At 70.4% G+C, this 26,167-nt stretch carries 17 protein-coding genes; 6 read left to right on the top strand and 11 right to left on the bottom strand.

Features of this window, described 5'->3' with window-relative positions; all coding sequences use genetic code 11:
• Window positions 1-3,397 (top strand): indolepyruvate ferredoxin oxidoreductase family protein (locus JOY88_RS15685; protein WP_293503566.1); only part of this gene is annotated, 3,397 nt, incomplete at its 5' end.
• A 12-nt stretch (window positions 3,398-3,409) separates the two neighbouring features.
• Here JOY88_RS15685 and JOY88_RS15680 read toward each other — a convergent pair.
• A complete protein-coding gene (locus JOY88_RS15680) occupies window positions 3,410-3,955 on the bottom strand; it encodes a DinB family protein (protein ID WP_293503565.1) in 546 nt (181 codons plus the stop codon).
• 121 nt (window positions 3,956-4,076) lie between these two features.
• On the opposite strand from JOY88_RS15680, the gene JOY88_RS15675 reads away from it, so the two are divergent.
• Window positions 4,077-6,773 (top strand): sensor domain-containing diguanylate cyclase, encoded by a 2,697-nt coding sequence (locus tag JOY88_RS15675; RefSeq protein WP_293503564.1) that lies wholly within the window; start codon window positions 4,077-4,079, stop codon window positions 6,771-6,773.
• A 43-nt stretch (window positions 6,774-6,816) separates the two neighbouring features.
• Window positions 6,817-7,947, top strand: a complete 1,131-nt coding sequence (locus JOY88_RS15670; RefSeq protein ID WP_293503563.1) for an ABC transporter substrate-binding protein — start codon at window positions 6,817-6,819, stop codon at window positions 7,945-7,947.
• On the opposite strand, the gene JOY88_RS15665 is transcribed toward JOY88_RS15670, so the two are convergent.
• The 8 genes from JOY88_RS15665 to JOY88_RS15630 all read right to left on the bottom strand — a co-directional run bounded on the left by JOY88_RS15665 (window position 7,937) and on the right by JOY88_RS15630 (window position 20,813).
• Entirely contained in the window at window positions 7,937-8,893 is a 957-nt protein-coding gene (locus JOY88_RS15665; protein WP_293503562.1) for a transglutaminase family protein, read from the bottom strand. The two genes, JOY88_RS15670 and JOY88_RS15665, sit on opposite strands and share 11 nt — an antisense overlap.
• A gap of 73 nt (window positions 8,894-8,966) precedes the next feature.
• A complete protein-coding gene (locus JOY88_RS15660) occupies window positions 8,967-11,615 on the bottom strand; it encodes a circularly permuted type 2 ATP-grasp protein (RefSeq protein ID WP_293503561.1) in 2,649 nt (882 codons plus the stop codon).
• A 16-nt stretch (window positions 11,616-11,631) separates the two neighbouring features.
• Window positions 11,632-12,480 carry an alpha/beta fold hydrolase gene (locus tag JOY88_RS15655; RefSeq protein ID WP_293503560.1) on the bottom strand — a complete coding sequence of 283 codons (849 nt, stop codon included), beginning with the start codon at window positions 12,478-12,480 and terminating at the stop codon, window positions 11,632-11,634.
• A 4-nt stretch (window positions 12,481-12,484) separates the two neighbouring features.
• Window positions 12,485-15,922: a transglutaminase family protein gene (locus JOY88_RS15650; RefSeq protein ID WP_293503559.1), complete on the bottom strand. Its 3,438-nt coding sequence runs from the start codon at window positions 15,920-15,922 to the stop codon at window positions 12,485-12,487.
• Window positions 15,923-15,931: 9 nt separating this feature from the next.
• Window positions 15,932-16,867 carry an alpha-E domain-containing protein gene (locus JOY88_RS15645; RefSeq protein WP_293503558.1) on the bottom strand — a complete coding sequence of 312 codons (936 nt, stop codon included), beginning with the start codon at window positions 16,865-16,867 and terminating at the stop codon, window positions 15,932-15,934.
• A 3-nt stretch (window positions 16,868-16,870) separates the two neighbouring features.
• Window positions 16,871-18,304, bottom strand: a complete 1,434-nt coding sequence (locus tag JOY88_RS15640) for a circularly permuted type 2 ATP-grasp protein (protein WP_293503557.1) — start codon at window positions 18,302-18,304, stop codon at window positions 16,871-16,873.
• Window positions 18,305-18,451: 147 nt separating this feature from the next.
• Window positions 18,452-20,431, bottom strand: coding sequence for a TonB-dependent receptor (locus JOY88_RS15635; RefSeq protein WP_293503556.1), 1,980 nt, complete (start codon window positions 20,429-20,431; stop codon window positions 18,452-18,454).
• 67 nt (window positions 20,432-20,498) lie between these two features.
• On the bottom strand, window positions 20,499-20,813 hold the full coding sequence (locus JOY88_RS15630) for a hypothetical protein (RefSeq protein ID WP_293503555.1): 315 nt from the start codon (window positions 20,811-20,813) through the stop codon (window positions 20,499-20,501).
• A gap of 49 nt (window positions 20,814-20,862) precedes the next feature.
• Here JOY88_RS15630 and JOY88_RS15625 point away from each other — a divergent pair, with 49 nt between their 5' ends.
• From JOY88_RS15625 to JOY88_RS15615, 3 genes are all read left to right on the top strand, one after another.
• Window positions 20,863-22,068, top strand: coding sequence for a M20 aminoacylase family protein (locus tag JOY88_RS15625; RefSeq protein WP_293503554.1), 1,206 nt, complete (start codon window positions 20,863-20,865; stop codon window positions 22,066-22,068).
• A gap of 133 nt (window positions 22,069-22,201) precedes the next feature.
• The gene (locus JOY88_RS15620; protein WP_293503553.1) at window positions 22,202-22,753 is read left to right on the top strand and encodes a DUF1415 domain-containing protein; all 552 of its coding nucleotides are present in this window, start codon (window positions 22,202-22,204) and stop codon (window positions 22,751-22,753) included.
• 263 nt (window positions 22,754-23,016) lie between these two features.
• A complete protein-coding gene (locus JOY88_RS15615) occupies window positions 23,017-23,706 on the top strand; it encodes a response regulator transcription factor (protein ID WP_293503552.1) in 690 nt (229 codons plus the stop codon).
• On the opposite strand, the gene JOY88_RS15610 is transcribed toward JOY88_RS15615, so the two are convergent.
• Together JOY88_RS15610 and JOY88_RS15605 are read right to left on the bottom strand one after the other, a co-directional pair.
• On the bottom strand, window positions 23,707-25,404 hold the full coding sequence (locus JOY88_RS15610; RefSeq protein WP_293503551.1) for a sensor domain-containing diguanylate cyclase: 1,698 nt from the start codon (window positions 25,402-25,404) through the stop codon (window positions 23,707-23,709).
• A complete protein-coding gene (locus JOY88_RS15605; RefSeq protein ID WP_293503550.1) occupies window positions 25,401-26,024 on the bottom strand; it encodes a Crp/Fnr family transcriptional regulator in 624 nt (207 codons plus the stop codon). Before JOY88_RS15605 ends, JOY88_RS15610 begins: the two co-directional genes overlap by 4 nt.
• Window positions 26,025-26,167: the final 143 nt, after the last annotated feature.

The following is a 26,167-nucleotide window of genomic DNA, read 5'->3' as shown; positions in this document are numbered from 1 at the left end:
CAAGACCGCCGGCTTCGTGTCCGGCTATCGGGGCAGCCCGCTGGGCATGGTCGACCAGCAGCTGTGGAAGGCGAAGAAGTTCCTCGACGCCGCGCAGATCAACTTCCTGCCCGCCATCAACGAAGACCTGGCCGCGACCGCCTGCCTGGGCGTGCAACGCGCTGCGCTCGACCCCAAGCGCACCGTCGACGGCGTATTTGCGATGTGGTACGGCAAAGGCCCCGGCGTGGATCGCTCGGGCGACGCGCTCAAGCACGGCAACGTCTACGGCAGCGCGCCGCAGGGCGGCGTGCTGGTGGTCTGCGGCGACGACCACGGCTGCGTCTCCAGCAGCACCCCGCACCAGAGCGACCTGGCGCTGCAGGCCTGGAGCATGCCGCTGGTGCACCCGGCCAACGTGGCCGAGTACCTGGAGTTCGGTCTCTACGGCTGGGCTTTGTCGCGCTTTTCGGGCGCCTGGGTGGGCTTCAAGGCCATCTCCGAGGTCGTCGAGAGCGGCATGACGGTGGACCTGGATGCCGTGCCGCTGGACTTCGAACACGCCGTCGACTACGTGGCGCCGACCAACCTGCACATCCGCGCGGTGGACCTGCCGTCGCTGGAGCTGGAGTCCCGCCTCGCGCACAAGCTGGACGCGGTGAAGGCCTTCGCCAGGCTCAACAGCATCGACAAGCACATCGTCACCAGCCCCGCCGCGACGCTGGGCATCGTGACCGTGGGCAAGGCGCATTACGACTTCATGGAGGTGCTGCGCCGACTGGACCTGGACCCCAACGCGCTGGCCGCGGCCGGCGTGCGCGTCTACAAGGTGGGCCTGGTGTTCCCGCTGGAGCCGACGCGCATCAATGAGTTCTGCTCCAACCTGACCGATGTGCTGGTCATCGAGGAGAAAGGCCCTGTCGTCGAGCGCCAGATCAAGGAGTTGCTCTACCACCTGCCCGACTTCCAGCGCCCACGCGTCGTCGGCAAGACGGACGAGCACGGCTGTGCGGTGCTGAGCGCGCTGGGCGAGCTGCGCCCCAGCCGCATCATGGGCACGGTGGCCGACTGGCTGGCGCGACTGAACCCGGCGCTGGACCGCCGCCATCTCGTCGTCGACTTCCTGACGCCGCAACTGCTGTCCAACGCGGCCGACGCGGTGCGGCGCCAGCCCTATTTCTGCTCGGGCTGCCCGCACAACACGTCCACCAAGCTGCCCGAGGGCTCACGCGCGCTGGCCGGCATCGGCTGCCACTTCATGGCGAGCTGGATGGATCGCGGCACGTCAGGACTGATCCAGATGGGTGCCGAGGGCGTGGACTGGGCGGCGCACAGCCGCTTCACGAAGGAAAAGCACGTCTTCCAGAACCTGGGCGACGGCACCTACTACCACTCCGGCTACCTCGCCATCCGCCAGGCCATCGCGGCGCAGACCAACATCACCTACAAGATCCTCTACAACGACGCGGTCGCGATGACCGGCGGCCAGCCGGTGGACGGGCAGACCAGCGTGCCGCAGATCGCGCGCCAGGTCGAGGCCGAGGGCGTGAAGCGGCTGTGCGTCGTCTCTGACGAGATCGGCAAGTACGACGGGCAGCACGGCCAATTCCCGCCCGGCACGACCTTCCACGACCGCAGCGAGCTGGACGCCGTGCAGCGCGAGCTGCGCGACTTAGCAGGCGTCACGGTCCTGATCTACGACCAGACCTGCGCCGCGGAGAAGCGCCGCCGCCGCAAGAAGAAGGAGTTCCCGGACCCGCCGCGCCGGATCTTCATCAACGAGGCTGTCTGCGAAGGCTGCGGCGACTGCGGCGTGGCCAGCAACTGCCTGAGCGTCGTCCCCGTCGAGACCGACTGGGGCCGCAAGCGCGCCATCGAGCAGTCCAGCTGCAACAAGGATTTCTCCTGCGTGAACGGCTTCTGCCCCAGCTTCGTGTCGGTGCATGACCCTGTGCTGAAGAAGAAGGCCGGCGCGAACTACACGGCGCACGACCTCGCCCGCGAGATCGCGGCCGTCCAGCCGCCCACGGCGTGGCAGTGGACGGGGCCGTTCGACCTGCTGGTCACCGGCGTCGGCGGCACGGGCGTCGTCACGGTCGGCGCGCTGGTGTCCATGGCCGCCCATCTGGAAGGCAAGCAGGCCTCGGTACTGGACTTCATGGGCTTTGCGCAGAAGGGCGGCGCGGTGCTGTCCTTCGTGCGCGTCGCGCCGACGCTGGACCTGCTGAACCAGGTGCGCATCGACACCCAGCAGGCCGACGTGCTGCTGGCCTGCGACATGGTCGTCGGCGCCTCGCCGGATGCGCTGGGCACCGTCAAGGCCGGCCGCACGGTCATCCTTGCCAACACGCATGAGCTGCCCACCGCCGGCTTCGTGCGCAACCCGGACGCGTCGCTGCAGGGCGAGTCGCTGCTCGCCAAGATGAGGTTCGCCGTCGGCGAGCAAGGAGCCCTCGACACCGTCGACGCGCAGGACATCTCGCAGCGCCTGATGGGCGACACGCTGCCCAGCAACATCATCATGCTGGGCGCCTGCTGGCAGCGCGGGCTCATCCCAGTCAGCGAGGCCGCGCTGATGCGCGCCATCGAGCTGAACGGCGTCGCGACCGAGGCCAACAAGACGGCCTTTGCCTTGGGCCGCCTGGCCATCGCCGCACCCGACGCCATCCAGCGCCTGGCCGGGGACGTCAATGTCGTCAAGCTCTTCAACTTCGACCAGCTCGACGGCCCTGACGGTCTCATCGAACGGCGCGCGAGTTTCCTGACCGACTATCAGGACGCGGCCTATGCGCAGCGCTATCGCGGGTTGGTCGAGCGCGTGCGCGCGGCCGAGTCCGCACTCGGCAAGGGCCAGCGCCTCACGCAGGCCGTGGCCCGCTACTACGCCAAGCTGCTGGCCATCAAGGACGAGTACGAAGTTGCGCGCCTGTACACCGACGGCCGCTTCGAGGCGGCGATGAAGGCCCAGTTCGAGAACTGGGAGCGCCTGAGCTTCCACCTCGCCCCGCCGCTGCTCGCCAGGCCCGGCGCCGATGGCCGCGCGAAGAAGATCGAGCTGGGCTCGTGGACCTTCACCGCCTTCAAGTGGCTGGCCAGGCTCAAGGGCCTGCGCGGCGGCGCGCTGGACCTCTTCGGCAAGACCGAGGAGCGCCGCATGGAACGTCAGTTGATCGTCGACTACGAGAAGCTGGTCGACGAGATCCTGGCCTCACTGTCCGCCGACAACCTGAACACGGCCGTCGCGCTGGCCCGCCTGCCCGAGAAGATCCGCGGCTACGGCCATGTGAAGCACGCCAACGTCGTCGCGGTGAAGCAGCAGTGGCAGGCGTTGCTGGACCGCTTCCACGGCCGCGCGGTGGAGGCGGTGGCGCAGCCTGTGGCGATGCCGGTGCGCGTCAAGGGCGTGGCGGAACTCTGAGGCGAGGCCTGCTCAGACCGGCTCCTGCCAACCCAGCGCGGCCATGTCGCCGCCGCGGTGGACGCTGTCGCCCAGCAAGATGAAGTCGTCCAGCTGCGGCGGCTTCACCAAAGTGCCGGCCAGCATCGCATGCGCTTGCCCGCGGTGATGGGTCTGGTGCATGAACAGATGCGCCAACACCCGCCCCAGCGGTTCGCGCGGACCGGCCTCGATGCCGGCGCCGCGGTCGAAGGCGACGATGCACTCCTCGTCGCCGGGCCTCAGCCCCGCGCAGAAACCGATCAGCCGCTGGTCGCTCTCATCCTGTCGCGCCGCCAGCTCCAGCGCCGTCTGTGCCGGCACATAGCCCGCCCAGATGCTGCGCATCGCCGCGTCGCCCTGCAGCGCGGCGATGTAGTAACGATCCACGTTGAGGAGGTGGTTCAACGTCAGCGCCAGGCTGGGAAAGAAGCTCGTGCGCGGTGCATGGAAGTCAGCCTCCGACAGCGCTGCCACGGCAGCCAGCAGACGCCGGTTGGCGAGACGGTTGGCACGAGCCTGGATGAGGAAGAGGTCCATGGCGCCCGATTGTGCGCGCCGCGGTGGATGACGGCCGGCGCCGGACATGCTTCAATGGCCGGCAGCCGACAGGAAGAGAGCCCGCAGCGTGCGCCTCGGAGACCGCTTCGCCAGGCCGAAGATGGCCAACGCAACCGCTTGGATGGCGGCCGCCGCAGTGCTGTCCATCGGCCTCGCGCTGACGGCCGGCGCCGTCGTCTGGCAGCAGCAGCGCGCCAGCGCCGAGGCGCACAACCTGCAGGAGCGCCAGATCGAGCGCCTGCAGGGCGATGTCGTCAAGCGGCTGACGATGCCGGTCTACGGTCTCAAGGGCGCGCGCGGCGCGCTGGCCGCGCTGGAGGGCAAGCTCAACCGCGAGACCTTCGACGCCTATGTCGAATCGCGCGACATGCCCGAGGAGTTCCCCGGCGTGCGCGGCTTCGGCTTCATCGAGCGAGTGGCGCGCCGCGACCTGGACGCCTTCGTCACCGCCCACCAGCACGCGGACTCCAGCGGTTTTCGCGTGTACAGCTCGAGCCGCGACGCGACGCTCTACGTTGTCACGCAGATCGCACCCTTCTCGCGCAACTTCCCGGCCTGGGGCACGGACCTGGGCGCCGATCCGGTGCGCCGCCAAGCCATCGAGCGGGCCATAGACAGTGGTGAGGCGACGCTGTCCGCCCCCGTACGCCTGGTGCAGGACCCGCTGAAGGGGCCCGGCTTCCTGCTGCTGGTGCCGGTCTATCGGCAGGGGACGGATCCAGGCACGCCGGAGCAGCGCCGCCAAGCCTTGCAAGGCGTGCTGTGCGCGCCGCTGGTGGCCAACGAACTGCTGCAGGGCGTGGCCGAGCCGGCGGCCGCGCTGCTGGACCTCAAGCTGTCGGCCAGCGCCGGCAATGGCGAGTTCAAGCCGCTGCTGGCAATGCGCCGGGGCCAGGCCCTGACGCCCGGGGAGGCTGCCACCTACACGCTGGCGGCCGAGCCGACGGCCAAGACGCTGTACTTCACGGTGGCCGGGCGCGAGTTCATGCTGGATACGGCGCTGACGCATGGCGCCGCCGTGACGCTGCTGGGCCTGTCCGGCCTGGGCCCGGGACTGGGCGGCGCGCTGCTGAGCCTGCTGCTGGCCATGACGGTCTATCTGCTGGCCAGCGGCCGAGCGCGCGCCGAGCAGATGGCGCGCGACATGACGGCCGACCTCGCGCGGCTGGCGCGCGTGGCCAGCCACACGACCAATGGCGTCCTGATCACCGACACCGAGCACCGCATCGTCTGGGTCAACGAAGGCTTCACGCGCCTGAGTGGCTACACCGGCTCCGAGGCCCTGGGCCGCCTGCCCGGCGAGTTGCTGCAGTCCGAGCTCACGGACAGCGACACCGTCCACGGCATGCTCGAGGCGATGAACGTCGGCATGGGCTGCGAAGCCGAGCTGATGCACCGCACCCGGGACGGCCGCGACTACTGGGTCGACATCGAGGTCCAGCCGATGTACGACGACGCCGGCGCGCTGACGGGCTTCATGGTGATCCAGTCCGACATCACGGCGCGCAAGGCCTTGCAAGCCCAGGCCGAAGAGGCACGCCAGAGCCTGCAAGACCTCTACGACAACGCGCCCTGCGCCTACTACGCGCTGGACGGCAACGGCCGCTTCCTGCAGATCAACGCGCTGGGCCTGAGCTGGCTGGGCTGCACGGCCGCGCAGCTGATCGGCCACGCCAGCCCGGCCGACTTCTTCGACGACGAGGGCCGCGCCGTCTTCAACGACGCCTTCCCGCGCTTCATGCGCGAGGGCCGGGTCTCGGGGCTGGAGTTCAACATCACTGGCCGCCAGGGCCAGACGCGCCGCGTCAGCCTGTCGGCCACGGCCGTCTACGACGCGGACGGCGCCTACCTGCGCAGCCGCTCGGTGATGTTCGACATCAGCGAGACGCACCGCATCCGCCAGCAGCTGCACCAGTTGACGCTGGACCAGGAGGCCATGCTGGAGAGCGACCTCGTCGGCATGGTCAAGCTGCGCGGGCGCCGCACCATCTGGCGCAATCACGCGCTGGAGCGCATGTTCGGCTACGCCGAGGGCGAGCTGCTGGGCGTGCCGGCTCGGCAGTTCTACCTCGACGACACCTCCTACGAGACGCTGGGCGCCCTGGCCTACCCGCAGCTCAAGGCTGGCGGGCGCTTCCGCACGCAGCTGCAGATGCGCCGCAAGGACGGCACTCCGTTCTGGGTGGACCTGTCCAGCGTGGACCTGCCCAGCGCCTCCGGAGAACGGGGCAGCGAATCGCTGTGGATGATGGTGGACATCACGCAAAGCAAGGCCCACGAGGCGCGCATGGAGCGCGCCGCGCTGCACGACGCGCTGACCGGCCTGCCCAACCGCCTGCTGCTGGCCGACCGTCTTAGGCAGGCCATCGCCGCCGCCGAACGTGGCGGCCATGTCTTCGCGCTGGCCTACCTGGACCTGAATGGCTTCAAGCAGATCAACGACACCCACGGCCACGACGCCGGGGACGAGGTCCTCAGGGTCGTGGCCGCCCGGTTGAACGCCGGCCTGCGCAACGGCGACACGGTGGCCCGCCTGGGCGGCGACGAGTTCGTCGTGCTCCTGACGCCGCAGCAGGCGCAGGCCGACTCGGGGCCGGTGCTGAGCCGGCTGCTGGATGCGCTGAGCCAGCCCATCACGCTGGCCACGGGCGCGTCGGTGGCCGTCGGCAGCAGCCTGGGCCTGGCCCACTTCCCTGCCGACGGCCGCACTGAGCAGACGCTGATGCGCCGTGCGGACGAGGCCATGTTTGCCAACAAACGCGCCGGCCGACTGCGTACAAGTGCCGGCAGGAGCTGATTGACTTCACAGCGCCGGGCGACCCGCCGCGGCATCATGGCCCATGCAGACCCGACGCCGCTTCCATCAGCTCGCGCTGGCCGGCCTCGCGCTACCGGCGGCCGATGCCGCCCGCGCCCAGGAGCGCGGCCTTGTGCTCGGCCAGTCGGTGCCGCTGAGCGGCCCGGCGGCCCAGCTGGGCCTGCAGATGCAGATCGGCGCCCGCGCCTACTTCGAGGCCGTCAACGCCGCCGGCGGCGTGGGCGGCCTGCCCATCGTGCTGAAGACGCTGGACGACGGCTACGACCCGGAGCGCTGCAGGGCCAACACCGAGAGATTCGTCCACGACGAGGTCTTCGCGCTGTTCGGCTACGTCGGCACGCCCACGTCGCTGGCGGCACTGCCGCTGGCCACCGCCGCCAGGCTGCCGTTCATCGCGCCGTTCACCGGCGCTGAATCGCTGCGCGCCCCCTTCAACCGCCTGGTCTTCCATATCCGCGCGTCCTACGACGACGAGACCGAGCTCATCGTCAAACAGCTCACCCAGCTGGACCTGAAGAAGATCGCCGTCTTCCACCAGAACGACGCCTACGGCCAGGCTGGCCTGAAGGGCGTGCAGCGCGCGCTGGAGAAGCGCGGGCTGCAGCCCCTGGCCGTCGCCACCGTGGAGCGCAACAGCGCCGACGTGGCCGCCGCGCTGAAGGCGTTGCTGCCGGGCCAGCCCGAGGCCATAGTGCAGATCAGCGCCTACAAGAGCTGCGCCGCCTTCATCCGCGAGGCCCGCCGGGCCGGCTGGGGCGGGCAGTTCTACAACGTCTCCTTCGTCGGCACCCAGGCGCTGGCCGACGAGCTGGGCAGGGACGCCGCCGGCGTCGTCGTCTCGCAGGTGATGCCCTCTCCCTTCGGCGCCGCAGCGGGCCTGGTGGAGGACTACCAGCAGGCCCTGCGGCGCTTCGACGCCAAGTCCGAGCCCAACTACACCAGCATCGAGGGCTATCTGGCGGCGCGTGTCGTCGTGGACGGCCTGCGCCGCCTGGGCAGTCGCCCGACGCGCGAGGGCCTGGTCGCCGCGCTGGAGACGTTGTCAGGCTACGAGTCGCGCGGCTACCGGCTGCAGTTCTCGCCCAACCGGCACGTGGGCTCCAGCTTCGTCGAGCTGTCCATGTTGACGGCCGACGGCAAGGTCAGGCGCTAGTCGCTGGGCTGCCCTGGCCGTCCCCGTCCCAGGGTTCCACCGTCACGCCCACGCGCAGCGTCGCCAACCCGCCGCCGCGCAGCACACCGCGCAGCGGTGCCACGTCGGCGTAGTCGCGGCCCCAGGCCAGTGTGACATGGTCCAGGCCCGCGGGCTGGGCATTGGTCGGGTCCAGCGCCAGCCAACCCTGCTCCGGGCACCACAGCTCGGCCCAGGCATGCGAGGCGTCGGCACCGACCAGCCGGGGCGCCCCCGGCGGCGGGCGCGTCAGCAGGTAGCCCGACACATAGCGCGCCGCCAGGCCCAGCGAGCGGCAGGCCGCGATGAAGACATGGGCGAAGTCCTGGCAGACGCCGCTGCGCTGCGCCAGCGCGTCGGCCGCGCGGGTGGCGACCGTCGTGCTGTGCGGCAGATAGCGCAGGTCGGCGTGGATCTGGCGCATCAGCGACAGGCCGCCCGCGGCCGGTGTGCGGCCGCGGGCGAAGGCGCGGCGGGCATAGGCGGCCAGCGCCTCATCGGGTGCGGCATAGGCGGAGGCCAGCGCGAACTCGTCGGCCTCCTGCAGCGCCCGCCCGGCGCGGTAACGCAGGCCCTGGGCGACCGCCTCCCAGCCCGGCCCGCGCGCCGGGTCCGGCGCCGGACGGGCCTGCAGCTCCGCGACGAAGCGGCTGTCGACAACCAGCTTCTCGTGCATGCGCGCATGACCGAAGCTGAAATGCCGGTTGCCCCAGGGGTCGCGCCGCAGATGGCGGGTCAGCTCGGCCATGTCCAGCTCCAGGCCGTCTATGCCCCAGCCGTCCGGCAGTGGAGCGATGTCCAGCCGCCAGCTGCCCACCTTCTGCCAGGGTGTGTCGCGCGGCGCCAGGCAGGCGGCGTGATAGGCCCATTCCACCGAGTCCTCGTAGGTGTACTCGGTGACATGGTGGACGGCCAGCTTCACCGTCATGGATACCCCCCTGGCGCTGCGCGCTGTACCGTCGAGCGGGAGCGAGCTTGGCTGGGGCGGCACGGCGCGGCGCTCACTGCCATACCCGCTGCTCCGGGCCGCTGACATGGGCGAAATAGCGCTGGCTGATGAGGCCGGACAGCTCGCCCGCCTGCGTCGCCGCGCGCCTGAGGTGCTCCGCAAGCGCCGGCCCCGCGGCCGCCAGCTCCGCCAGCGGCCAGGCCTCGGGCACGGGCAGCCCGGCGGCGACATCGGCCGCCCAGCCGGGGTCGTGGCGGGCCAGCTTGGTGAAGCGGTCGCGCAGCGTGCGCGCGACCCAGGCCAGCGAGCGCGGGTTGTCGGTGTCATGCACCAGCAGGTGCAGCAGCGGCGGTGCCTCGCGCCGCGCCTGGAACTGGGCACGATAAGTGATGGTGGAGTCGAACACGCCCAGCAGCAGGCCGAAGCCGTCCTCGGTCAGGCCCAGGTCGCGCTCGAAGGTCTCGGCCAGCACCTCGGCGTGGAACGACAGGCGCTCGATCTGGCGGCCTATGGACAGCAGTCGCCAGCCATCGTCGCGCGTCATGCGGTCGGTCTGGGCGCCGGTGATGGCGGCCAGGTGGGTGTCGGCGCGGGTCAGCACGTTGAGCACGTCGGTCATCGGCACGGCGGCGCCTGGGCGGTCCAGCACGGCGCGCAGATGCTGCTCGAACTGCGCCGCCGTCTCGTGAATGAGGCGCCAGGCCTCGGGCGACAGGCGTTCGCGCAGGGCCTGGGCGCAGCCCTGCAGCGCGCGAAGGTTCCAGCCGACGCTGGTGACGCCGGAGCCCGGCAACAGCGACGTCAGCAGCGCTCGCTCGAAGCCGCGCGGGTCGTCGGCCGAGCCCGGCGCCTCGGGGCCAACAAGGCCGTGCCGGCGTGCCAGCGCGTCCAGCAGCGGCAGCATGCGTGCCGGCATGGCGCCGCGCCGCACCATGACGCTGGCCTCGATGACGTGGCGGGCAAGCCGCGCGCTGTTCTCGGCGCGCTCGGTGTAGCGGCCCAGCCAGAACAGGTTTTCGGCGGCGCGGCTGGTCACGGTCCAGTGCACCTGCGCCAGATCGGCGGCCTGCAATGGCTGGGGCAGCAGCGTCGTCGCGTCGACCTCGCCGTCAGTCATGACCCAGGTGTCGGCGCTCAAGGACCCGCGCTGGATGGACAGCCAGGCGTCGGCCAGCGGATCGCGCTTGGGCGCCACGCGAGCCAGGCCGCCGGGCAACACGGTCCAGCCGCCCTGGCCGTCGGTCAGCGCGAACACGCGCAGCACGGCCACACGCGGCTCCAGCGCACCGCGCGTCCAGACCGGCTGCTTGGTGGGCTTGACGCGCGCCTGCAGCGTGTAGGCGGTGGGATCGGCGTCGATGCGCGCAGCCAGCTGCCCCCGCTGCTCGTCGTCCAGCTCGGCCACGACGATGGGCGAGAAGCTGCGCGTCGCACCGCTGGCCGAGAAGGTGGGCACGACGATGTACTCCGCCAGCCGCGGGCGCAACGCCCGCCAGGCGCTCTCCTCGCCGCACCACCAGCTCTGGATGGCCGGCAGCGTCAGCGTCTCGCCCAGCAGTTGCTGGGCCACGCCGGGCCAGAAGGCGGTGAGGCCCGGGCTCTCCAGCCAGCCGGCGCCCGGCGCGTTGGCGATGACGACCTCGCCGGCACGCGCCGCCTGCAGCAGCCCCGGCACGCCAAGGATGGACTCGGGGCGCAGCTCCAGCGGGTCCAGCCAGGTGTCGTCGACGCGGCGCAGCAGCACATGCACGCGCTCCAGGCCGCCCAGCGTCTTGAGGTAGACCTTGTCGGCGCGCACCGTCAGATCGGCGCCTTCCACAAGCGTGATGCCCAGGTAGCGCGCCAGGAAGGCCTGCTCGAAGTAGGTCTCGTTGCGCGGCCCCGGCGTCAGCAGCGCAACGCGGCTGCGCTCGCCGGCCGGCGACAGTCGGGTCAGCGTCTGGATGAAGTCACGGTAGCTCGCCGCCAGGCGCTGCACGGCCATCTGGCGGAAGGCCTCGGGGAACTGCTGGGCGATGATGAGCCGGTTCTCCAGCACATAGCCCAGGCCTGAGGGCGCCTGCGTGCGCTGGCCCACCACCCACCAATGGCCGTCGGCGCAGCGCGTCAGATCGAAGGCCAGCGCATGCAGGTGCACGCCGCCCGTGGCCAGGCTGCCATGCATGGCACGCAGGTACTGCGGATGGGCCAGCACAAGGGAGGCCGGCAGCAGGCCCTGCTGCAGCAGGCGGCGCTCGCCATAGGTGTCGGCCATGACGGCGTCGAGCAGGCGGGCGCGCTGGGCGATGCCGGCCTCGATGCCGCGCCACTCGCCGGGCTCGATCAGCAGCGGCAGCAGCTCCAGCGGCCAGTGGCGGGCCAGCGGCGCGCCGTCCCTGTCGTCCTGGCCGGGCAGCGGCGGCGCGTCGCTGTGCACGTTGTAGCTGGCACCGTCCTCCAGCACGCGGCGCTGCACGCGCAAGGCCTTGGCGCTGAGCTCCTGCCAGCCGGCCGCGCCGCCGGCGGCGAAGAAGCGCTGCCAGCGCGGCGCCAGGCCGCCCTGCGGCTCGCCGGGGCGGTTGACCTGGCCGGTCAGCTCGTAGAAATGGCCGTCACGGCTGCGCAGCGCGGCCGACAGCGCCTGCGCCAGCGGATCCGGCGCCAGCACCTCCTCGGGCTCGTCGGGCAGCAGGCTCCACTGGCTGGGGGTGAGCTCGGGCATGGGCGAGGCAGGCCGCCTAGGGGCTCTGCAGGAAGGCGCGCAGCACGCGCTCGGCGGCCTCGGGGTCGTCGCGCCAGGGTCCGTGGCCGACGCCGGCGAAACGCTCGAAACGTACCCAGGCCGCGGGCAGCGCGGCGACGATCTCCTCGGCATCCTGCGGCGGCGTGACGGGGTCCTCCTCGCCGGCCATCACCAGCACCGGACACTGCACCCGGGCCAGGCCGGGGCGCAGGTCCATGCCGGGCAGCTCCGTGCGCGTGTGAGTGAACAGGATCTCGGGCTTGAAGATCATCCAGCGACCGGCATCGGGGTTCTTGGGCCGGGTGTTGTAGAGATGGCGGCAATGCTTCTCGTAGGCAGCCCAGCTCGCCGGGCCGGGGTGCTCCCAGAACTCGCGCGTGGCCGCGGCGGCCTGAGGCCCGCCCAGCGCGCCGAAGCGCTCGATCTTGCGCGCCAGGCCGAAATGGTGCGAGGTGCTGGACAGCACCACCTTGTCCGGATGCGCCGGGTGGCGCGCCAGGTAGCGCTGCGCGACGAAGCCGCCGAAGCTCTGGCCCAGCACGATGGGCTTGACGACGCCCAACGCGTCGCACAGCCGCACCACATCGTCCGCGAACACGTCCAGCCGCCATTCCTCGGGCGGCCGCGGGTCGCTGCGGCCATGACCACGCAGGTCGAAGTAGACGATCTGGCAGAGATCGGCGAAGCGGCTGAAGAAGGGCCGGAAGCCGGTGTGGTCGAAGCCGGGGCCGCCATGGATGAGAACCAGCGTGGGCTTGTGCCGCAGCACCGGGCCGTCGGGGACCTGGCCGAGGCCCTCGATGTCGACGAAGAGATGGACGCCGGGTTGGATCTGGATGCGCATGGCTTCAGGATACTGTCCTGAGGTCCAGCGTGAATGGAAACTCCATGCTGCGCCAGGGCTCGCCCACCTCGACCCGGCCCGGCGTGTGGCCCAGTGCCGCGAAGCGCGCCAGGCGCCGGCTCTCGGCCTCGTAGGCGTTGACGGGCAGCGTGGCGTAGTTGCGCCCACCCGGGTGGGCGACGAAGTAGCGGCAGCCTCCCAGCGACCGCTGCTGCCAGGCATCGACGAGGTCCACCGTCAGCGGGGCATGGACGCCTATGGTGGGGTGCAGGGCCGATGGCGGCCGCCAGGCGCGGTAGCGCACGCCGCAGACGAACTCGCCGACGCGGCCGGTGGGCTGCAGCGGCACGGGCCGGCCGTTCACCGTCAGGCGGTGGCGCGGGTCGACGAGGCCGCTGACATGCAGCTCCAGTCGCTCCAGCGACGAGTCCACATAGCGCACCGTGCCGCCGGCCGCGCCCTCCTCGCCCATCACATGCCAGGGCTCCAGCGCGCCGCGCAGCGTCACGTGCACGCCGCGCGCGGCGAACTCGCCGTACTTGGGGAAGCGGAACTCGAAGTGCGGCGAGAACCAGGCGGCGTCCAGCGCATGGCCAGCCTCCTGCATGTCCCGCAGGACATCGGCGAAGTCCTCGCGCACGAAATGCGACAGCAGCCAGCGGTCGTGCAGCGCCGTGCCCCAGCGCACCAGCGGCGCACGGTAGGGCTCGCGCCAGAAGCGGGCGATGAGGGCTCGCAGCAGCAGTTGCTGCACGATGCTCATGCGCGCATGCGGCGGCATCTCGAAGGCGCGCAGCTCCAGCAGGCCCAGGCGGCCCGTGGCCGAGTCCGGGGAGTAGAGCTTGTCGATGCTGAACTCGCTGCGATGCGTGTTGCCGGTCACGTCCACCAGCACATTGCGCAGCATGCGGTCGATCATCCACGGCGGCGCGTGCTCATCGCCCAGCTTGTGGATCTCGGCCAGCGCAATCTCCAGCTCGCGCAACTGGTCGTTGCGAGCCTCATCCACACGCGGCGCCTGGCTGGTGGGGCCGATGAAGAGACCGCTGAACAGGTAGCTCAGGCTTGGATGGTTGTGCCAGTAGGCCAGCAGCGACGCGAGCAGCGAGGGCTTGCGCAGGAAGGGCGAGTCGATGGGCGTTGCGCCACCGAGCACGAAGTGGTTGCCGCCACCGGTGCCGCAATGGCGGCCATCGATCATGAACTTCTCGCTCGACAGCCTTGTCGCGCGCGCGGCCTCGTAGAGAAACTCGGTGTGCTGGACCAACTCGCCCCAGTTGTGCGCGGGGTGGATGTTGACCTCGATGACACCGGGGTCAGGCGTCACGGCCAGCAGCTTCAGGCGCGGATCGCGCGGCGGCGGGTAGCCTTCGAGCACGATCTTGTAGCCCGTGTCCTCGCAGGCGGCTTCCACCCCCGCCAGCAGCTCCAGGTAGTGCTCCAGCTTTTCCAGCGGCGGCATGAAGACGTAGAGCACGCCGCAGGCATCGCCCCTGCCTTCGGCCGACGGGCCGTTGGCGCGGCGCGGATCGCGGGCCTCGACGCAGAGCGCCGTGCGCGTGATGCCGTCGGCGCTTTCGAAGCGGCTCGGCGCGCCGTCGGCGACCAGCCCGCTGCCGTCAGCTGCGGAACCTGCATCGCTGGCGCCGCCCCTGCCCGCACCACCAGCGGCGCTGCGCAGCAGGCCCGGCACCGTTCCGGCCGACGTGACGCCCTGCGTCTGCGCGCGCAACGCTGCGGCCGCGGGCAGCGTGCCGCGCGGCGCGAACGGGTCCTGCTCGATCAGGTAGGGGTAGTCACCCTTGGCCACCCAGGGCAGCGAATCCAGCGGCAGACGCCAGCCCATCGGCGAGTCACCGGGGTAGAGATAGACGCGCTCGTCACGGAAGAACCATGGCCCGGTCTGCCAGCGGCTGCCGCCCAGCGGTGGGTCGCCGGCATGGCGGATGGGCAGCACATAGCCCACCACATGCGACAGCCCCTGCCCGAACACGCGCCGCAGCCGCACACGCTCCAGCTCGTCGTCCAGCCGCGAGTCGAAGGGGTCCACATTGACCGGCAGGCGGCGCTCGCGCCACAGGTAGTACCAGGTGTCCTCATAGCCCGGCTGCACATGGGTGTCGGGCAGGCCCAGGCGCTGCGTCAGCGCGGCCATGAAGGTCTTGGCATGCACGCTGGTGTAGGCCTGGCCCTCGCGCTCGTCGGCGAACCAGTCGGGGTTGCGCCAGCAGGGCTGGCCGTCGACGCGCCAGTAGATGGACAGCGCCCAGCGCGGCAACTGCTCGCCGGGATACCACTTGCCCTGGCCGAAATGCAGGAAGCCGCCCCGGCCATACTCATCACGCAGCCGGTGCGTCAGCTGCTGGGCATAGACGCGCTTCGTCGGACCCAGCGCCTCGGTGTTCCATTCGGGCGCGTCGCGGTCGTCGACGGCGACGAAGGTGGGCTCGCCGCCCATGGTCAGCCGTACGTCGCCGGCGACCAGTTCGCGGTCCACCTGTTCGCCCAGCCGCAGCACCTCGGCCCATTGCGCCTCGGTGTAGGGCTTGGTCACGCGCGGCGACTCGTAGATGCGCGTGACGCTCATCTCGTGGCCGAACGCCACCTCGCTCATGTCGACGCCACCGCTGATGGGCGCGGCACTGGCCGGCGTGGGCGTGGCGGCCAGCGGTATGTGGCCCTCGCCGGCCAGCAGGCCCGACGTGGGGTCCAGGCCAATCCAGCCGGCGCCGGGCAGGTAGACCTCGCACCAGGCATGCAGGTCGGTGAAATCCACCTCGGTGCCGCTGGGGCCGTCCAGCGCCTTCTCGTCGGGCGCCAGCTGGATCAGGTAGCCGGACACGAAGCGCGCCGCCAGGCCCAGGTGGCGGGCGATCTGCACCAGCAGCCAGCCGGAGTCGCGGCAGGAGCCCGAGGCCTTCTCCAGCGTCTCCTCGGGCATCTGCACGCCGGGCTGCAGGCGGATCAGGTAGGACACGCTGCGCTGCACGCGCTGGTTCAGCTCGACGATGAAGTCGATGGTGGCACGCTCGGTGCGCGGGATGTCCTGCAGATAGGCCGCCAGCCGTGGCGTGGCCGGCTCGGCCTGCAGATACGGCGCCAGCTCGACCAGTTGCGCCTCGTCGTACGCGAACGGGAAGGTCTGCGCCTGCGGCTCCAGGAAGAAGTCAAAGGGGTTGTAGACCGCCATCTCGGCGACCAGGTCCACCGTGACGGTGAACTCGGTCGTCTTCTCGGGGAACACCAGCCGCGCGAGGTAGTTGGCAAACGGGTCCTGCTGCCAGTTGATGAAGTGGTCCGCCGGCGATATGCGCAGCGAATAGGACAGCACCGGCGTGCGGCAGTGCGGCGCCGGGCGCAGGCGCACGACCTGCGCGCCCAGCTGAACCGGGCGGTCGTAGCGGTAGCGCGTGACATGCCTGAGGGCGACGTGGATGGCCATGTGCAGCCCTCAGACGAGGAAGTCGCGGGAAATGCCGTTGCCCAGGTCCGCCACCTCGACGAGGAAGCCGTCGAGGAAGGGATGCAGGCCCTGGGCCAGGATCTCGTCGATGCGGCCAAAGGCCAGCTGGGCCTCCAGCCGCCCGGCGCGACGCAGCGTTTCTCCGGACTGGGCGTTGGCCACGCGCCTGAGGTTGGCCAGCATGCGCGTGATGCAGTGCGACAGCGAGCGCGGCATGTCAGGACGCAGGATCAGCAGCTCGGCGACCTTGTCGGGCTGGATGACGTTGCTGTAGACCTTGCGGTAGATCTCGAAGCCCGACACCGAGCGCAGCACCGCCGACCAGTAGTAGAAGTCGCGCGCTGCGTCGCGCTCCGTGCCGCTGTCGTCCTGGCGGTAGAACTTGACGTCCAGCAGCCGCGCGGTGTTGTCGGCCCGCTCCAGGAAGGAGCCGATGCGGATGAAGTGGAAGGCCTCGTCCTGCAGCATGGTGCCCACCGTCACGCCGCGCGACAGGTGCGAGCGGTACTTGACCCACTCGAAGAGCTGCGACGGGTCGCGCGTCAGCGCGCCCTCGCGCAGCAGGCGGCGCAGCTCCAGCCAGGTCTGGTTCATGGTCTCCCAGACCTCGGTGGTCAGCGCGCCGCGCACGGCCCGCGCGTTCTCACGCGCGGCGCGCAGGCAGTTGAAGATGGACGACAGATTGCTCTCGTCGGCCACCATGAACTCCATGACGTTGCGGCTGTTGATCGCCGAATGCCTGGCGCCGTAGACGCCGTTCAGCTCGGAGATCGAGACCAGGCTGCGCCAGGTCTGCTCGGACTCGATGGCGGACTGCGGCTGCAGCGAGGTCTGGTAGGCGATGTCCAGCATGCGCGCGGTGTTCTCGGCCCGCTCGATGTAGCGGCTCAGCCAGAAGAGGTGGTCAGCAGTTCTCGACAGCATCGCTCAGTCCTCCAGAACCCAGGTGTCCTTGGTGCCGCCGCCCTGACTGCTGTTCACCACCAGGGAGCCCTGCTTCAAGGCCACGCGGGTCAGCCCGCCCGGCACCATGCGCACGGACGCCCCAGACAGCACAAAGGGGCGCAGATCGATGTGACGCGGCGCGATGCCACTGTCGACGAAGGTCGGGCAGGTGGACAGCGACAGCGTCGGCTGCGCGATGTAGTTGCCCGGGTTGGCGACGAGGCGTGCGCGGAAGGCCGCCACCTCGTCCCGGGTGGCTGCCGGCCCGACCAGCATGCCGTAGCCGCCCGCGCCATGCACCTCCTTGACGACCAGCTCGGAGAGATGGGCCAGCGTGTAGGCCAGCCCCTCCTTCTCGCGGCAGACATAGGTGGGCACGTTCTGCAGGATGGGCTTCTCGCCGAGATAGAACTCGATCATCTTCGGCACATAGGGGTAGATGGACTTGTCGTCCGCGATGCCGGTGCCGATGGCGTTGGACAGCGTCACGCGGCCGGCCTTGTAGGCGTCCACCAGGCCCGCGCAGCCCAGCTGCGAATCGGCGCGGAACACCTGCGGGTCGAGAAAGTCGTCGTCGATGCGGCGGTAGATGACGTCCACGCGCTTCGGGCCGCGCGTGGTGCGCATGTACACGAAGCCGCCATCGACGAACAGATCCTGGCCCTCCACCAGCTCCACGCCCATCTGCTGGGCCAGGAAGCCGTGCTCGAAGTAGGCCGAGTTGTACATGCCCGGCGTCATGACGACGACGGTGGGGTCGGCCACGCCGGGCGGCGCGACGCTGCGCAGCGTGTCCAGCAGCAAGTCGGGGTAATGGGCCACCGGTGCGATACGGTGCTGCACGAACAGGTCGGGGAAGAGCCGCAGCATCATCTTGCGGTTCTCCAGCATGTAGCTGACGCCCGAGGGCACGCGCAGGTTGTCCTCCAGCACGTAGTAGTGGCCACTGCCGTCGGCATGGCCGGCGCGCACGATGTCGACGCCAGCGATATGGCTGTAGACGCCGCCCGGCACGTCCACGCCCATCATCTCCTTGCGGAACTGCGCGTTGTTCAGGATCTCGTCGGCGGGCACGATGCCGGCGCGCAGGATCTCCTGGTCGTGATAGACGTCGTGGATGAAGCGGTTCAGCGCCGTCACGCGCTGGGCCAGCCCGGACTGCATGGACGCCCACTCGCCGGCCGGGATCACGCGCGGGATCAGGTCGAAGGGGATGAGGCGCTCGGTGCCCTCGCCCGCGTCCTTGTCGCCATAGACGGCGAAGGTGATACCCACGCGGCGGAAGATCAGCTCGGCCTGCTCGCGCCGCTCGCGCATCAGCGACTCGGGTTGCTCGGCCAGCCAGCGGGCGTAGGACTCGTAATGCGCGCGGGTGGTGCCTCCCGCGGCGGTCATCTCGTCAAAGGCGGTCTGCATCGTCGCTCCTGTTCCCAGGGCCAGCGACGCAAGTTCCGCGCCCGCGCGGGGCGGCGGCTTCTGGTGCGCAGGCACTGCTCAGGTGCAGGATGCCCGCCGCCAGGGCGCCGGGGCACCGGATTTATACCGGGGCCCCGGCTGTTCGCGTCAGAACCTGACCTGCAGACCGGTGCTGGCCGAGCGGCCCGGCTGGGGCGCCAGGTCGCGGATCGTCGGCACGGCCGTCGCGTTGTAGGCCAGCTTGTTGGCGAGGTTGTCCAGCTTCAGGTACCAGAGGGCATCCGTCTGGCCCAAGCGCAGCTGGCGGGCGAGCGACAGGCGCAGCGTGCCGTAGCCGGGCGTGGGCGTGTCGAACTCGGCCACGCGGGTCTGGCGGGCGGCACCGCGCCATTCCAGCTTGCCCGACCAGTCGCCATGCTTGGCTTCCAGGCCCAGCATGGCGCGCAGCGGCGCCAGGCGCGGCAGCGGCTCGCCGGTGGCGCGGTTGTCGCCGCGCACCGCGTCGAGCTGGCTCAGCACGGCAAGGGCCGGTTGGACCTGCCAGCGGCCCTCGAACTCCACGCCGCGCAGCCGCGCCGGCACGGCCTGGAACGCATAGACCGGCAAGCTCTCGCTGCCATTGGCGGCCGTCTCGCCGGTGGCCTGCAGCGCGATGTAGTTGGCGAAGCGGGTCTCGTAGACGTTGACGTGCAGATGGCTGCCATCACCCTCCCACTTCAGTCCGACGTCCAGGCCCTTGGAACGCTCCAGGCCCAGGCTGGCGTCGCCGCGCTCGAACGCGGCACTGGCCACGTGCAGGCCGTTGGCGAACAGCTCGTAGTAGGCCGGGGCGCGCTCGGTGCGATTCAGGTTGGCGCTCAGGCTCCAGCGCTCGGACAGCGGGACGACGCCGCTCAGCGCCAGGCTCAGCGGGCGGAAGCGCCGCGACTGGGGCGCCCCGAAGCGGTCGCCGCCGTCCGAGTCCACCGTCACGCGTTCGGTGCGCGCGCCGGCCGACCAGTCCACGCCGGCCAGCTTGGCCTGCTCCAGCAGGAAGACGCCGGTGTTGCGCGTGCGCGTGCTCGGCACGAAGGCCTCCTCGCCCAGGGCCGAGAAGTCCAGCGCCTCGGTCTGCAGGCCCACCAGGCCCTTGATCGGACCGAAGGCGGCATGCTCCAGCTCCAGCCGGCCGTCCGTGCCGGTGCTCTTGAAGGTGGTGCCGGCCACGTCGCCTTCCATCTCCACATGCTCGTAGCGGTTGCGGCTGAGCTGCCAGCTGATGCGGTGCAGCGGGCCGTCCGTCGTGGCCCATTCGCCGGCCGTGGCCAGGCGCTGGCGCTGCATGCGTATGGTCACGTTCGGCTCGGCCGTGGTGCCGTAGTCGGTGTGGTAGTCGTCCAGCGACACGCCGGCGAAGCCGCCCTGGAAGAACACCGAGCCGCCCATGGCGCCGCCATGGCTGCGGGCAGCGGAGTTGCGCACGCTGGTACGGCTCTCGCCGTCGCTGTCGAAGCGCGGCGCGGCCTGGTCCCCGGCATCGCGGCCGGCCAGGTCGACGTGCCAGCCGAAGCCCGAGTTCGCCTGGCCGCTGCCGCCGTCCAGCACGACGGCGCCGCTCTTGTCTCGGCTGGCGCCGCCCAGGCGGACTTCGGCCGCGCCGCTCAGTCCCGACGTGAAGACGCGCGGGATGCGGTTGTCCAGCGTGTTGACGACGCCGCCGACCGCGTTGCCGCCGTACAGCAGCGCCGCCGCACCGCGCAGCACCTCGACCTTGTCGATGACCAGCGGGTCGATGGCCACGCTGTGGTCGAAGCTGAGGTTGGACGCGTCCACCGACGCGCCCGAGTTGTTCAGGATGCGCACGCGGTCACCGTCCAGGCCCCGGATGCTGGGCCGGCTGGCATTGGGGCCGAAGTTGGTGGCGGCCACGCCGGGCAGGCCTTGCAGCGTGTCGCCCAGGCTGGCCGCGCGGGTCAGCACGAGCTGGTCACCGGACAGGGCGTCGCTGGGCTGGGCCAGAACCTGGCTCTTCAGGGGGTTGCCGGTGACGACGACCTTGTCCAGGGATTCGGCCGGGGCGGGATCGGCCTGGGCGGCCAGCGAGAGGAAACAGGCGGCCGCAACAGGCGCCAGCGCAAAGGAACGCATTGGAAAACTTCCACTAGAAAACGCAGGAGCCCGCGCTCCATCATCGGGACGCGGGAAGACCGGGAAATCAGGTGGAAGCGGGCGGCGCGCGGGCCGGTGGGAGCCAGGCGGCGGCGCGTTCGACGACGCCCGCCAACGGCGCCTTGGCGCAGGCCTCGACAGCGACGCCGGCCGGCAGCACGCTGGGCTCGGCGGGCGGCGCGGCGCCGGTCAGGTCGGCCGCGGTCAGGCAGAGGTCGCAATGAACCAGGTGGGCAATGCCGTCACCCTGGCGCTCGCCGGTGACGTGCGACAGCGCGTGCACCCCCGCCATCGCTTGCGCGATGGGCAGGAGAAATGCCAGCCAGAGCAGCCAGCCGCGGATGTTGCGATGCAGGTTCACGGCCGTAATCCTAAACTCAAGCCATGACAGCGCCTGAAGTCACCCGCTCATGAAGCTCATCGACACCATCCTGGCCGACACGCCGGCGATCACGGCCATCCGCCGCGATCTGCACAAGCACCCCGAACTCTGCTTCCACGAGGAGCGCACCGCCGACGTCATCGCCAAGGCGCTGACGGACTGGGGCATCCCCGTGCACCGCGGCCTGGGCAAGACCGGCGTCGTTGGCATCGTCAAGAACGGCACGTCGGACCGCGCCGTGGGCCTGCGCGCCGACATCGACGCGCTGCCGATGACGGAGCGCAACCAGTTCCCCCACGCCAGCAGCTACCTGGGCCGCATGCACGCCTGCGGCCACGACGGCCACACGGCCATGCTGCTGGCCGCGGCCAAGCACCTGGCGACGCACCGCAACTTCGACGGCACGGTCTACCTCGTGTTCCAGCCCGCCGAGGAGGGCGGCGGCGGCGCCCGCGAGATGATCAAGGACGGCCTGTTCGAGAAGTTCCCGATGGAAGCCATGTTCGGCGCCCACAACTGGCCCGGCATGAAGGCGGGCCAGTTCGCCGTCAAGACCGGGCCGGTGTTCGCGTCCAGCAACGAGTTCAAGATCACGCTCAGGGGCAAAGGCTCGCACGCGGCGATGCCGCATCTGGGCATAGACCCTGTGCCGGCTGCCTGCCAGCTCGTCACGGCCTTCCAGACCATCGTCAGCCGCAACAAGCGGCCCATAGACCCCGGCGTCATCTCCGTGACCATGATCCACGCCGGCGAGGCCACCAACGTGGTTCCCGACACCGTCGTCATGGAAGGCACGGTGCGCACCTTCACGCTGGAGCTGCTGGACCTGCTGGAGCGCCGCATGCAGGCCATGACAGAGCAGCTGGCCGCCGCGTTCGAGCTGACGGCCGAGTTCGAGTTCAGCCGCAACTACCCACCCACGATCAACCACCCCGCCGAGACCGACTTCGTGCGCCGCGTGCTGGCCGACATGGTCGGCGCGGAGAACGTGCAGGAGTTCGAGCCGACCATGGGCGCCGAAGACTTCAGCTACTACTTGCTGGACAAGCCGGGCTGCTATTTCCTGATCGGCAACGGCGACGGCGAGCACCGCATCGGCGGACACGGCCTGGGGCCCTGCACGCTGCACAACCCCAGCTACGACTTCAACGACGAGCTGATCCCGCTGGGCGGCTCCATGTGGGTGCGCATGGCCGAGGCTTGGCTGGCCCCTCGTCCGGTCACGTCGCGCTGAACGCGGACACCCCCAGCCGCGCCCTCGGGCGGACGGCGATCCCCGCGACATCGGGCCGCGGGCGCATCGCCCGGCGGGCCGGCTCGGGAGCGGCACGGCGCTCGTGCCCGCAATCTTCGAGACTGATACTGAAATGAACCACGATCAAGTCATCACCGACACCCGCGACTGGGTCGTCAAGGCCGTCATCGGCCTCAACCTCTGCCCGTTCGCGAAGGCAGTCCATGTCAACGAACGCATCCGCTATGTTGTCAGCGACGCGACCGACCCGGAGGCGCTGCTGAAGGAGCTGGCCCGCGAGCTGCTGGCGCTGAACCGCGCCGACCCTGAGGACGTGGACACGACGCTGCTCATCCACCCGCATGTGCTGACCGACTTCCTGGACTTCAACGACTTCCTCGACGCGGCCGACGCGCTGGTGGAGGAGCTCAAGCTCGACGGCATCCTGCAGATCGCGGACTTCCACCCCGACTACCAGTTCGAGGGCAGCACGGCCGACGACATCGGCAACTACAGCAACCGTTCGCCCTACCCCACGCTGCACCTGCTGCGCGAGGACAGCATTGCGCGCGCCGTCGAAGCCATGCCCGACACGGCCGACATCTACGAGAACAACCTCGACACGCTGGCCCGCCTGGGCCACGCGGGCTGGGCGGCGCTTGGCCTGAAGAAGCCGACACCCTGACGCCGGACGGCGCTCCGCTGCCGCCATGTGGGGCCGCCGACAGGCCGCGATGTCCGCACCCCAGTGCGTCGTGGCCTACGCCGCGGGCGAGGCCACCTACCGCCGGCCGCCTGGTTTTCGCAGATCTCACACAATGGCGCGCCGTTGTCAATCATTTATGGCATAAAGACTGCGTAAATCGACACGCCGGGAGCGATTGAAAGCATGCTGACTCCTCCGTCATGCGGCAAACTCTACGGTTGCTCTCGAGCCCACAGCCCGCCATGCAGCCCAAGACCCTAGCCCTCATCGACGACGACGCGGAGTATTCGGAATTCCTGGCCCAGTTCCTTCAGGAACAGGGCATCGCGGTCAGCCGTTTCGACGACAGCAACGCGCTGCTGGCGGCGCCTGACGCGTTCTCGTTCGACTTCTATCTCGTCGACCTGATGCTGCCCGGCGTCAACGGCGTGGAACTCATCAAGATCCTGCGCCGCCGCACCGACGCCGGTGTCGTGGTCGTGTCGGGCCGCCTCGGCCCCGAGGTGTTCCGCGAGGTCATCACGGCCGGCGCCGACATGTACCTCGTCAAGCCCGTGCAGTTCGAGCAGGTGGCGCTGGCCATCGCCGCCGTGCAGCGCCGTGTCGCCAAGCCTGCGGCGGCGGATGCCGTCTGGAAGCTGGACCGCGCCAGCGGCGAGCTGGTGGTGCCCGACGGCACGCGCATCCAACTCAGCGAGGCGGACCGCCAGCTGCTGGAATGCTTCGCCCAGGCCGGCGGCGAGCCGGTCACGCGCGAGGCCCTGCTGAACAAGCTGGGCCGCGAAGTGGCCGAGGGCGAGACCGACGACGGCCTGTCGGCCACCATCTACCGGCTGCGCCGCCGCATCGAGCGGGCCACGCCCACGCTGGTGCCGCTGCAGAGCAAGTCGCGCGTCGGCTATGTCTTCCGCGCGCCGCTGCAGCTGATCTGATCACGGCTTCAGCACGACGGCGTTGCGGCCGCCGCGCTTGGCCTCGTACAGCGCGGCGTCGGCACGGGCGATCAGCGGGCTCACGTCCGCGTCCTCCGGGGACACCAGGCTGATACCGATGCTGACGCTCAGCCGACCAACCTCGGGGAAGGTCGCGGCCTCCACGGCCGAGCGGATCTTCTCCGCCGTCAGGACGGCATCCAGCGGACCGCCCAGTTCGGGCAGCAGCACGGCGAACTCCTCGCCGCCGAAGCGGGCCGCCACATCGCTGACGCGCAGCGTGGCCAGCAGCAGCTGCGCGAGCTGGCGCAGCACCGCGTCGCCGGCCTGGTGGCCGTGGACGTCGTTGACCCGCTTGAAATGGTCCACGTCGATCAGCAGCAGGCCGTGCACACGGCCGTTGGCGGCGCCGTAGCGGCGGTCCAGGGCCAGGGCCTCGGCGAGGCGGGCATCGAGGCTGCGGCGGTTGTGCAGGCCGGTCAGCGGGTCGCGCGTGGCCAGGTGCGCCAGCGCCGCGTTGGTGGCCTGCAGCTCGGCGGTGCGCTGCTGCACCTGGATTTCCAGCGTCGCATTGGTCCTCTGCAAGGCCTGCTCGGTCTCGAGCAGCGAGTGCGCCATCGAGCGCATCGCGTCGCTGAGTCTGGCCAGCTCGCGGGTGGCGGGCTCGGCAGGGAAGTCGGGAATCCGACGCTCGGCCTCCACGCGCTCGGCGATGCGCACCAACTGCTCGACGGGCTTGCTGACGCGCCGCGCCAGCAGCAGGGCCGCCAGCGTCAGCGCGGCGGCCGCGACGATGCCCAGCAGCACCAGCTCGCGGCGCAGCTCGTGCACCGGGCGCAGGGCCAGCTCCATGGGCTGGCGGGCGACGATGCGCCAGCCGAGCTCGGCGTTCGTGCGCGCCAGAAGCGGCGCCTCGCTGACGAGGTAGTCCTTGCCGTCGCCGAAGCGCAGCGAGCCCTCGAAGCGGCCGTTGAGCGGCGCCTTGGGCAGCACCGGCTCGCCGGCCGCCTGGGCCACCTTCAGTGCCTCGGGGTAGAGCACACGGCCCTCACGGTCGATGATGAGAGCGTCGACGACGCCGCCGGGCTGCTGGCGGCGCGTCACGCCGTCCACGATGCCGGTGATCCAGCGCCAATGCGCGTGCGCGCCGACCACACCGGCCAGGCGGCCCTCGGCGTCGCGGATGGGCGCGGCGAAGTCGATGAAGCGGGTCGGCTCGTCGTTGGGCTGGGCCGGCAGCAGCGCGGCCAGCGGCTTGGCGTCGTGCACGTCGCCCACATAGATGCGCTCGCGCGCCGCGATGAACCACAGGCGCTGCGCGACCGAGCGGCCGGTCAGCATGCCGCCCGTGGCCTGCAGCACCTTGCCGGCAGGGTCTGCGACGCCCATCCACGCAAACTCGTCGTGCAGGGCCGCACGCCGCTCCAGGGCGGCGCGCACGCGCTCGGCGTCCAGCGGTCCCTCGACGAGATGGGGCGCGCCGCTGAGCAGCTCGATTTCGCGCTCGCGGTCGCGCAATTGCGTGGCCAGCAGCTCGGCCGCGGACTGGGCGGTGGCGCGCACGGCAGCCTGCTGGGCCGTGTAGAGCTCGTCGGCGGCGATGGCGCCGAGATAGCCCCCCACCAGGCCCAGGATTGCCAGGGCCAGGCCGCCCAGCAACAGGCTGAGCTGGCGGCGCAGGCTGCGCGTTCCCCTCATGCCTCGACCGGGGCGACCGGATGGCTGCGCTGCACGTCGCGCATCAGCCGGGCAACGATGAGGCGCATGACGTGAAAGCCGAGCTTGGGGTTCTGGTAGTAGAGCAAGGCCATCTCCTCGGCGGTCAGGCTGTAGACGACGCAGTCGCTCGTAGCCTCCAGCGTCAGCGTGCGGTGCCTGTCGGGCGCGAACAGGCCGATCTCGCCGACCAGGACGCCGGGCCGAAGGGTCTCGTCGTACTCGACCAGGCGCAGCGTGCCAGCGTCGAGGTAGAGCATCTCGGTCGCCACATCGTCCTTGCGCCACAGGACGGTGCCGGCCGCCACGGTGCGGCGGTGCATGTGCGGAAGCAGCCACTCCGAGACCGGCGTGTCGGCGCGCGCGTTCTCTATGGCCTTGACCAGCTTCCTGATCTGCAGCGTCTTCTTGACGTTGATGGGGACCAGCGCGCCATAGAGCAGCAGCGTCGGCAGCGCCGACTTGAGCGCACCGTAGGCGACGAGGAAGCAGCAGGCCGACAGCGCCGCGACGCGCAGCGGCAGCATGCTCTTCATCAGGTAGCTGGCCAGCATCAGCGCAGCGCCGATCAAGCCAAGGAGGGTGGCGAGGGTTTCGGTCATGAAGGGCCTATCAGCGCTACGGGAAGGGTCGAGAAGGTCCGCCGCAAGGGGCCGATCCAGGGGCAGTGCGCTGTACGCGCCGTCTGGCGGGCAGGTGCTGCAACACCGAGTGCCCCCTTGCGACGGGCCCTCTCGAAGGGTTG

Origin of the sequence: Roseateles sp. (genome assembly GCF_019237615.1) — a bacterium.
GTDB lineage: Bacteria > Pseudomonadota > Gammaproteobacteria > Burkholderiales > Burkholderiaceae_C > Pelomonas.
This window is presented reverse-complemented; position numbering and strand designations above follow the sequence as displayed.

Coding starts and splice junctions, on each gene's coding strand:
- JOY88_RS15680 (WP_293503565.1), bottom strand. CDS start 3,955: ATGGACCTCTTCCTCATCCAGGCTCGTGCCAACCGTCTCGCCAACCGG.
- JOY88_RS15675 (WP_293503564.1), top strand. CDS start 4,077: ATGGCCAACGCAACCGCTTGGATGGCGGCCGCCGCAGTGCTGTCCATC.
- JOY88_RS15670 (WP_293503563.1), top strand. CDS start 6,817: ATGCAGACCCGACGCCGCTTCCATCAGCTCGCGCTGGCCGGCCTCGCG.
- JOY88_RS15665 (WP_293503562.1), bottom strand. CDS start 8,893: ATGACGGTGAAGCTGGCCGTCCACCATGTCACCGAGTACACCTACGAG.
- JOY88_RS15660 (WP_293503561.1), bottom strand. CDS start 11,615: ATGCCCGAGCTCACCCCCAGCCAGTGGAGCCTGCTGCCCGACGAGCCC.
- JOY88_RS15655 (WP_293503560.1), bottom strand. CDS start 12,480: ATGCGCATCCAGATCCAACCCGGCGTCCATCTCTTCGTCGACATCGAG.
- JOY88_RS15650 (WP_293503559.1), bottom strand. CDS start 15,922: ATGGCCATCCACGTCGCCCTCAGGCATGTCACGCGCTACCGCTACGAC.
- JOY88_RS15645 (WP_293503558.1), bottom strand. CDS start 16,867: ATGCTGTCGAGAACTGCTGACCACCTCTTCTGGCTGAGCCGCTACATC.
- JOY88_RS15640 (WP_293503557.1), bottom strand. CDS start 18,304: ATGCAGACCGCCTTTGACGAGATGACCGCCGCGGGAGGCACCACCCGC.
- JOY88_RS15635 (WP_293503556.1), bottom strand. CDS start 20,431: ATGCGTTCCTTTGCGCTGGCGCCTGTTGCGGCCGCCTGTTTCCTCTCG.
- JOY88_RS15625 (WP_293503554.1), top strand. CDS start 20,863: ATGAAGCTCATCGACACCATCCTGGCCGACACGCCGGCGATCACGGCC.
- JOY88_RS15620 (WP_293503553.1), top strand. CDS start 22,202: ATGAACCACGATCAAGTCATCACCGACACCCGCGACTGGGTCGTCAAG.
- JOY88_RS15615 (WP_293503552.1), top strand. CDS start 23,017: ATGCAGCCCAAGACCCTAGCCCTCATCGACGACGACGCGGAGTATTCG.
- JOY88_RS15610 (WP_293503551.1), bottom strand. CDS start 25,404: ATGAGGGGAACGCGCAGCCTGCGCCGCCAGCTCAGCCTGTTGCTGGGC.
- JOY88_RS15605 (WP_293503550.1), bottom strand. CDS start 26,024: ATGACCGAAACCCTCGCCACCCTCCTTGGCTTGATCGGCGCTGCGCTG.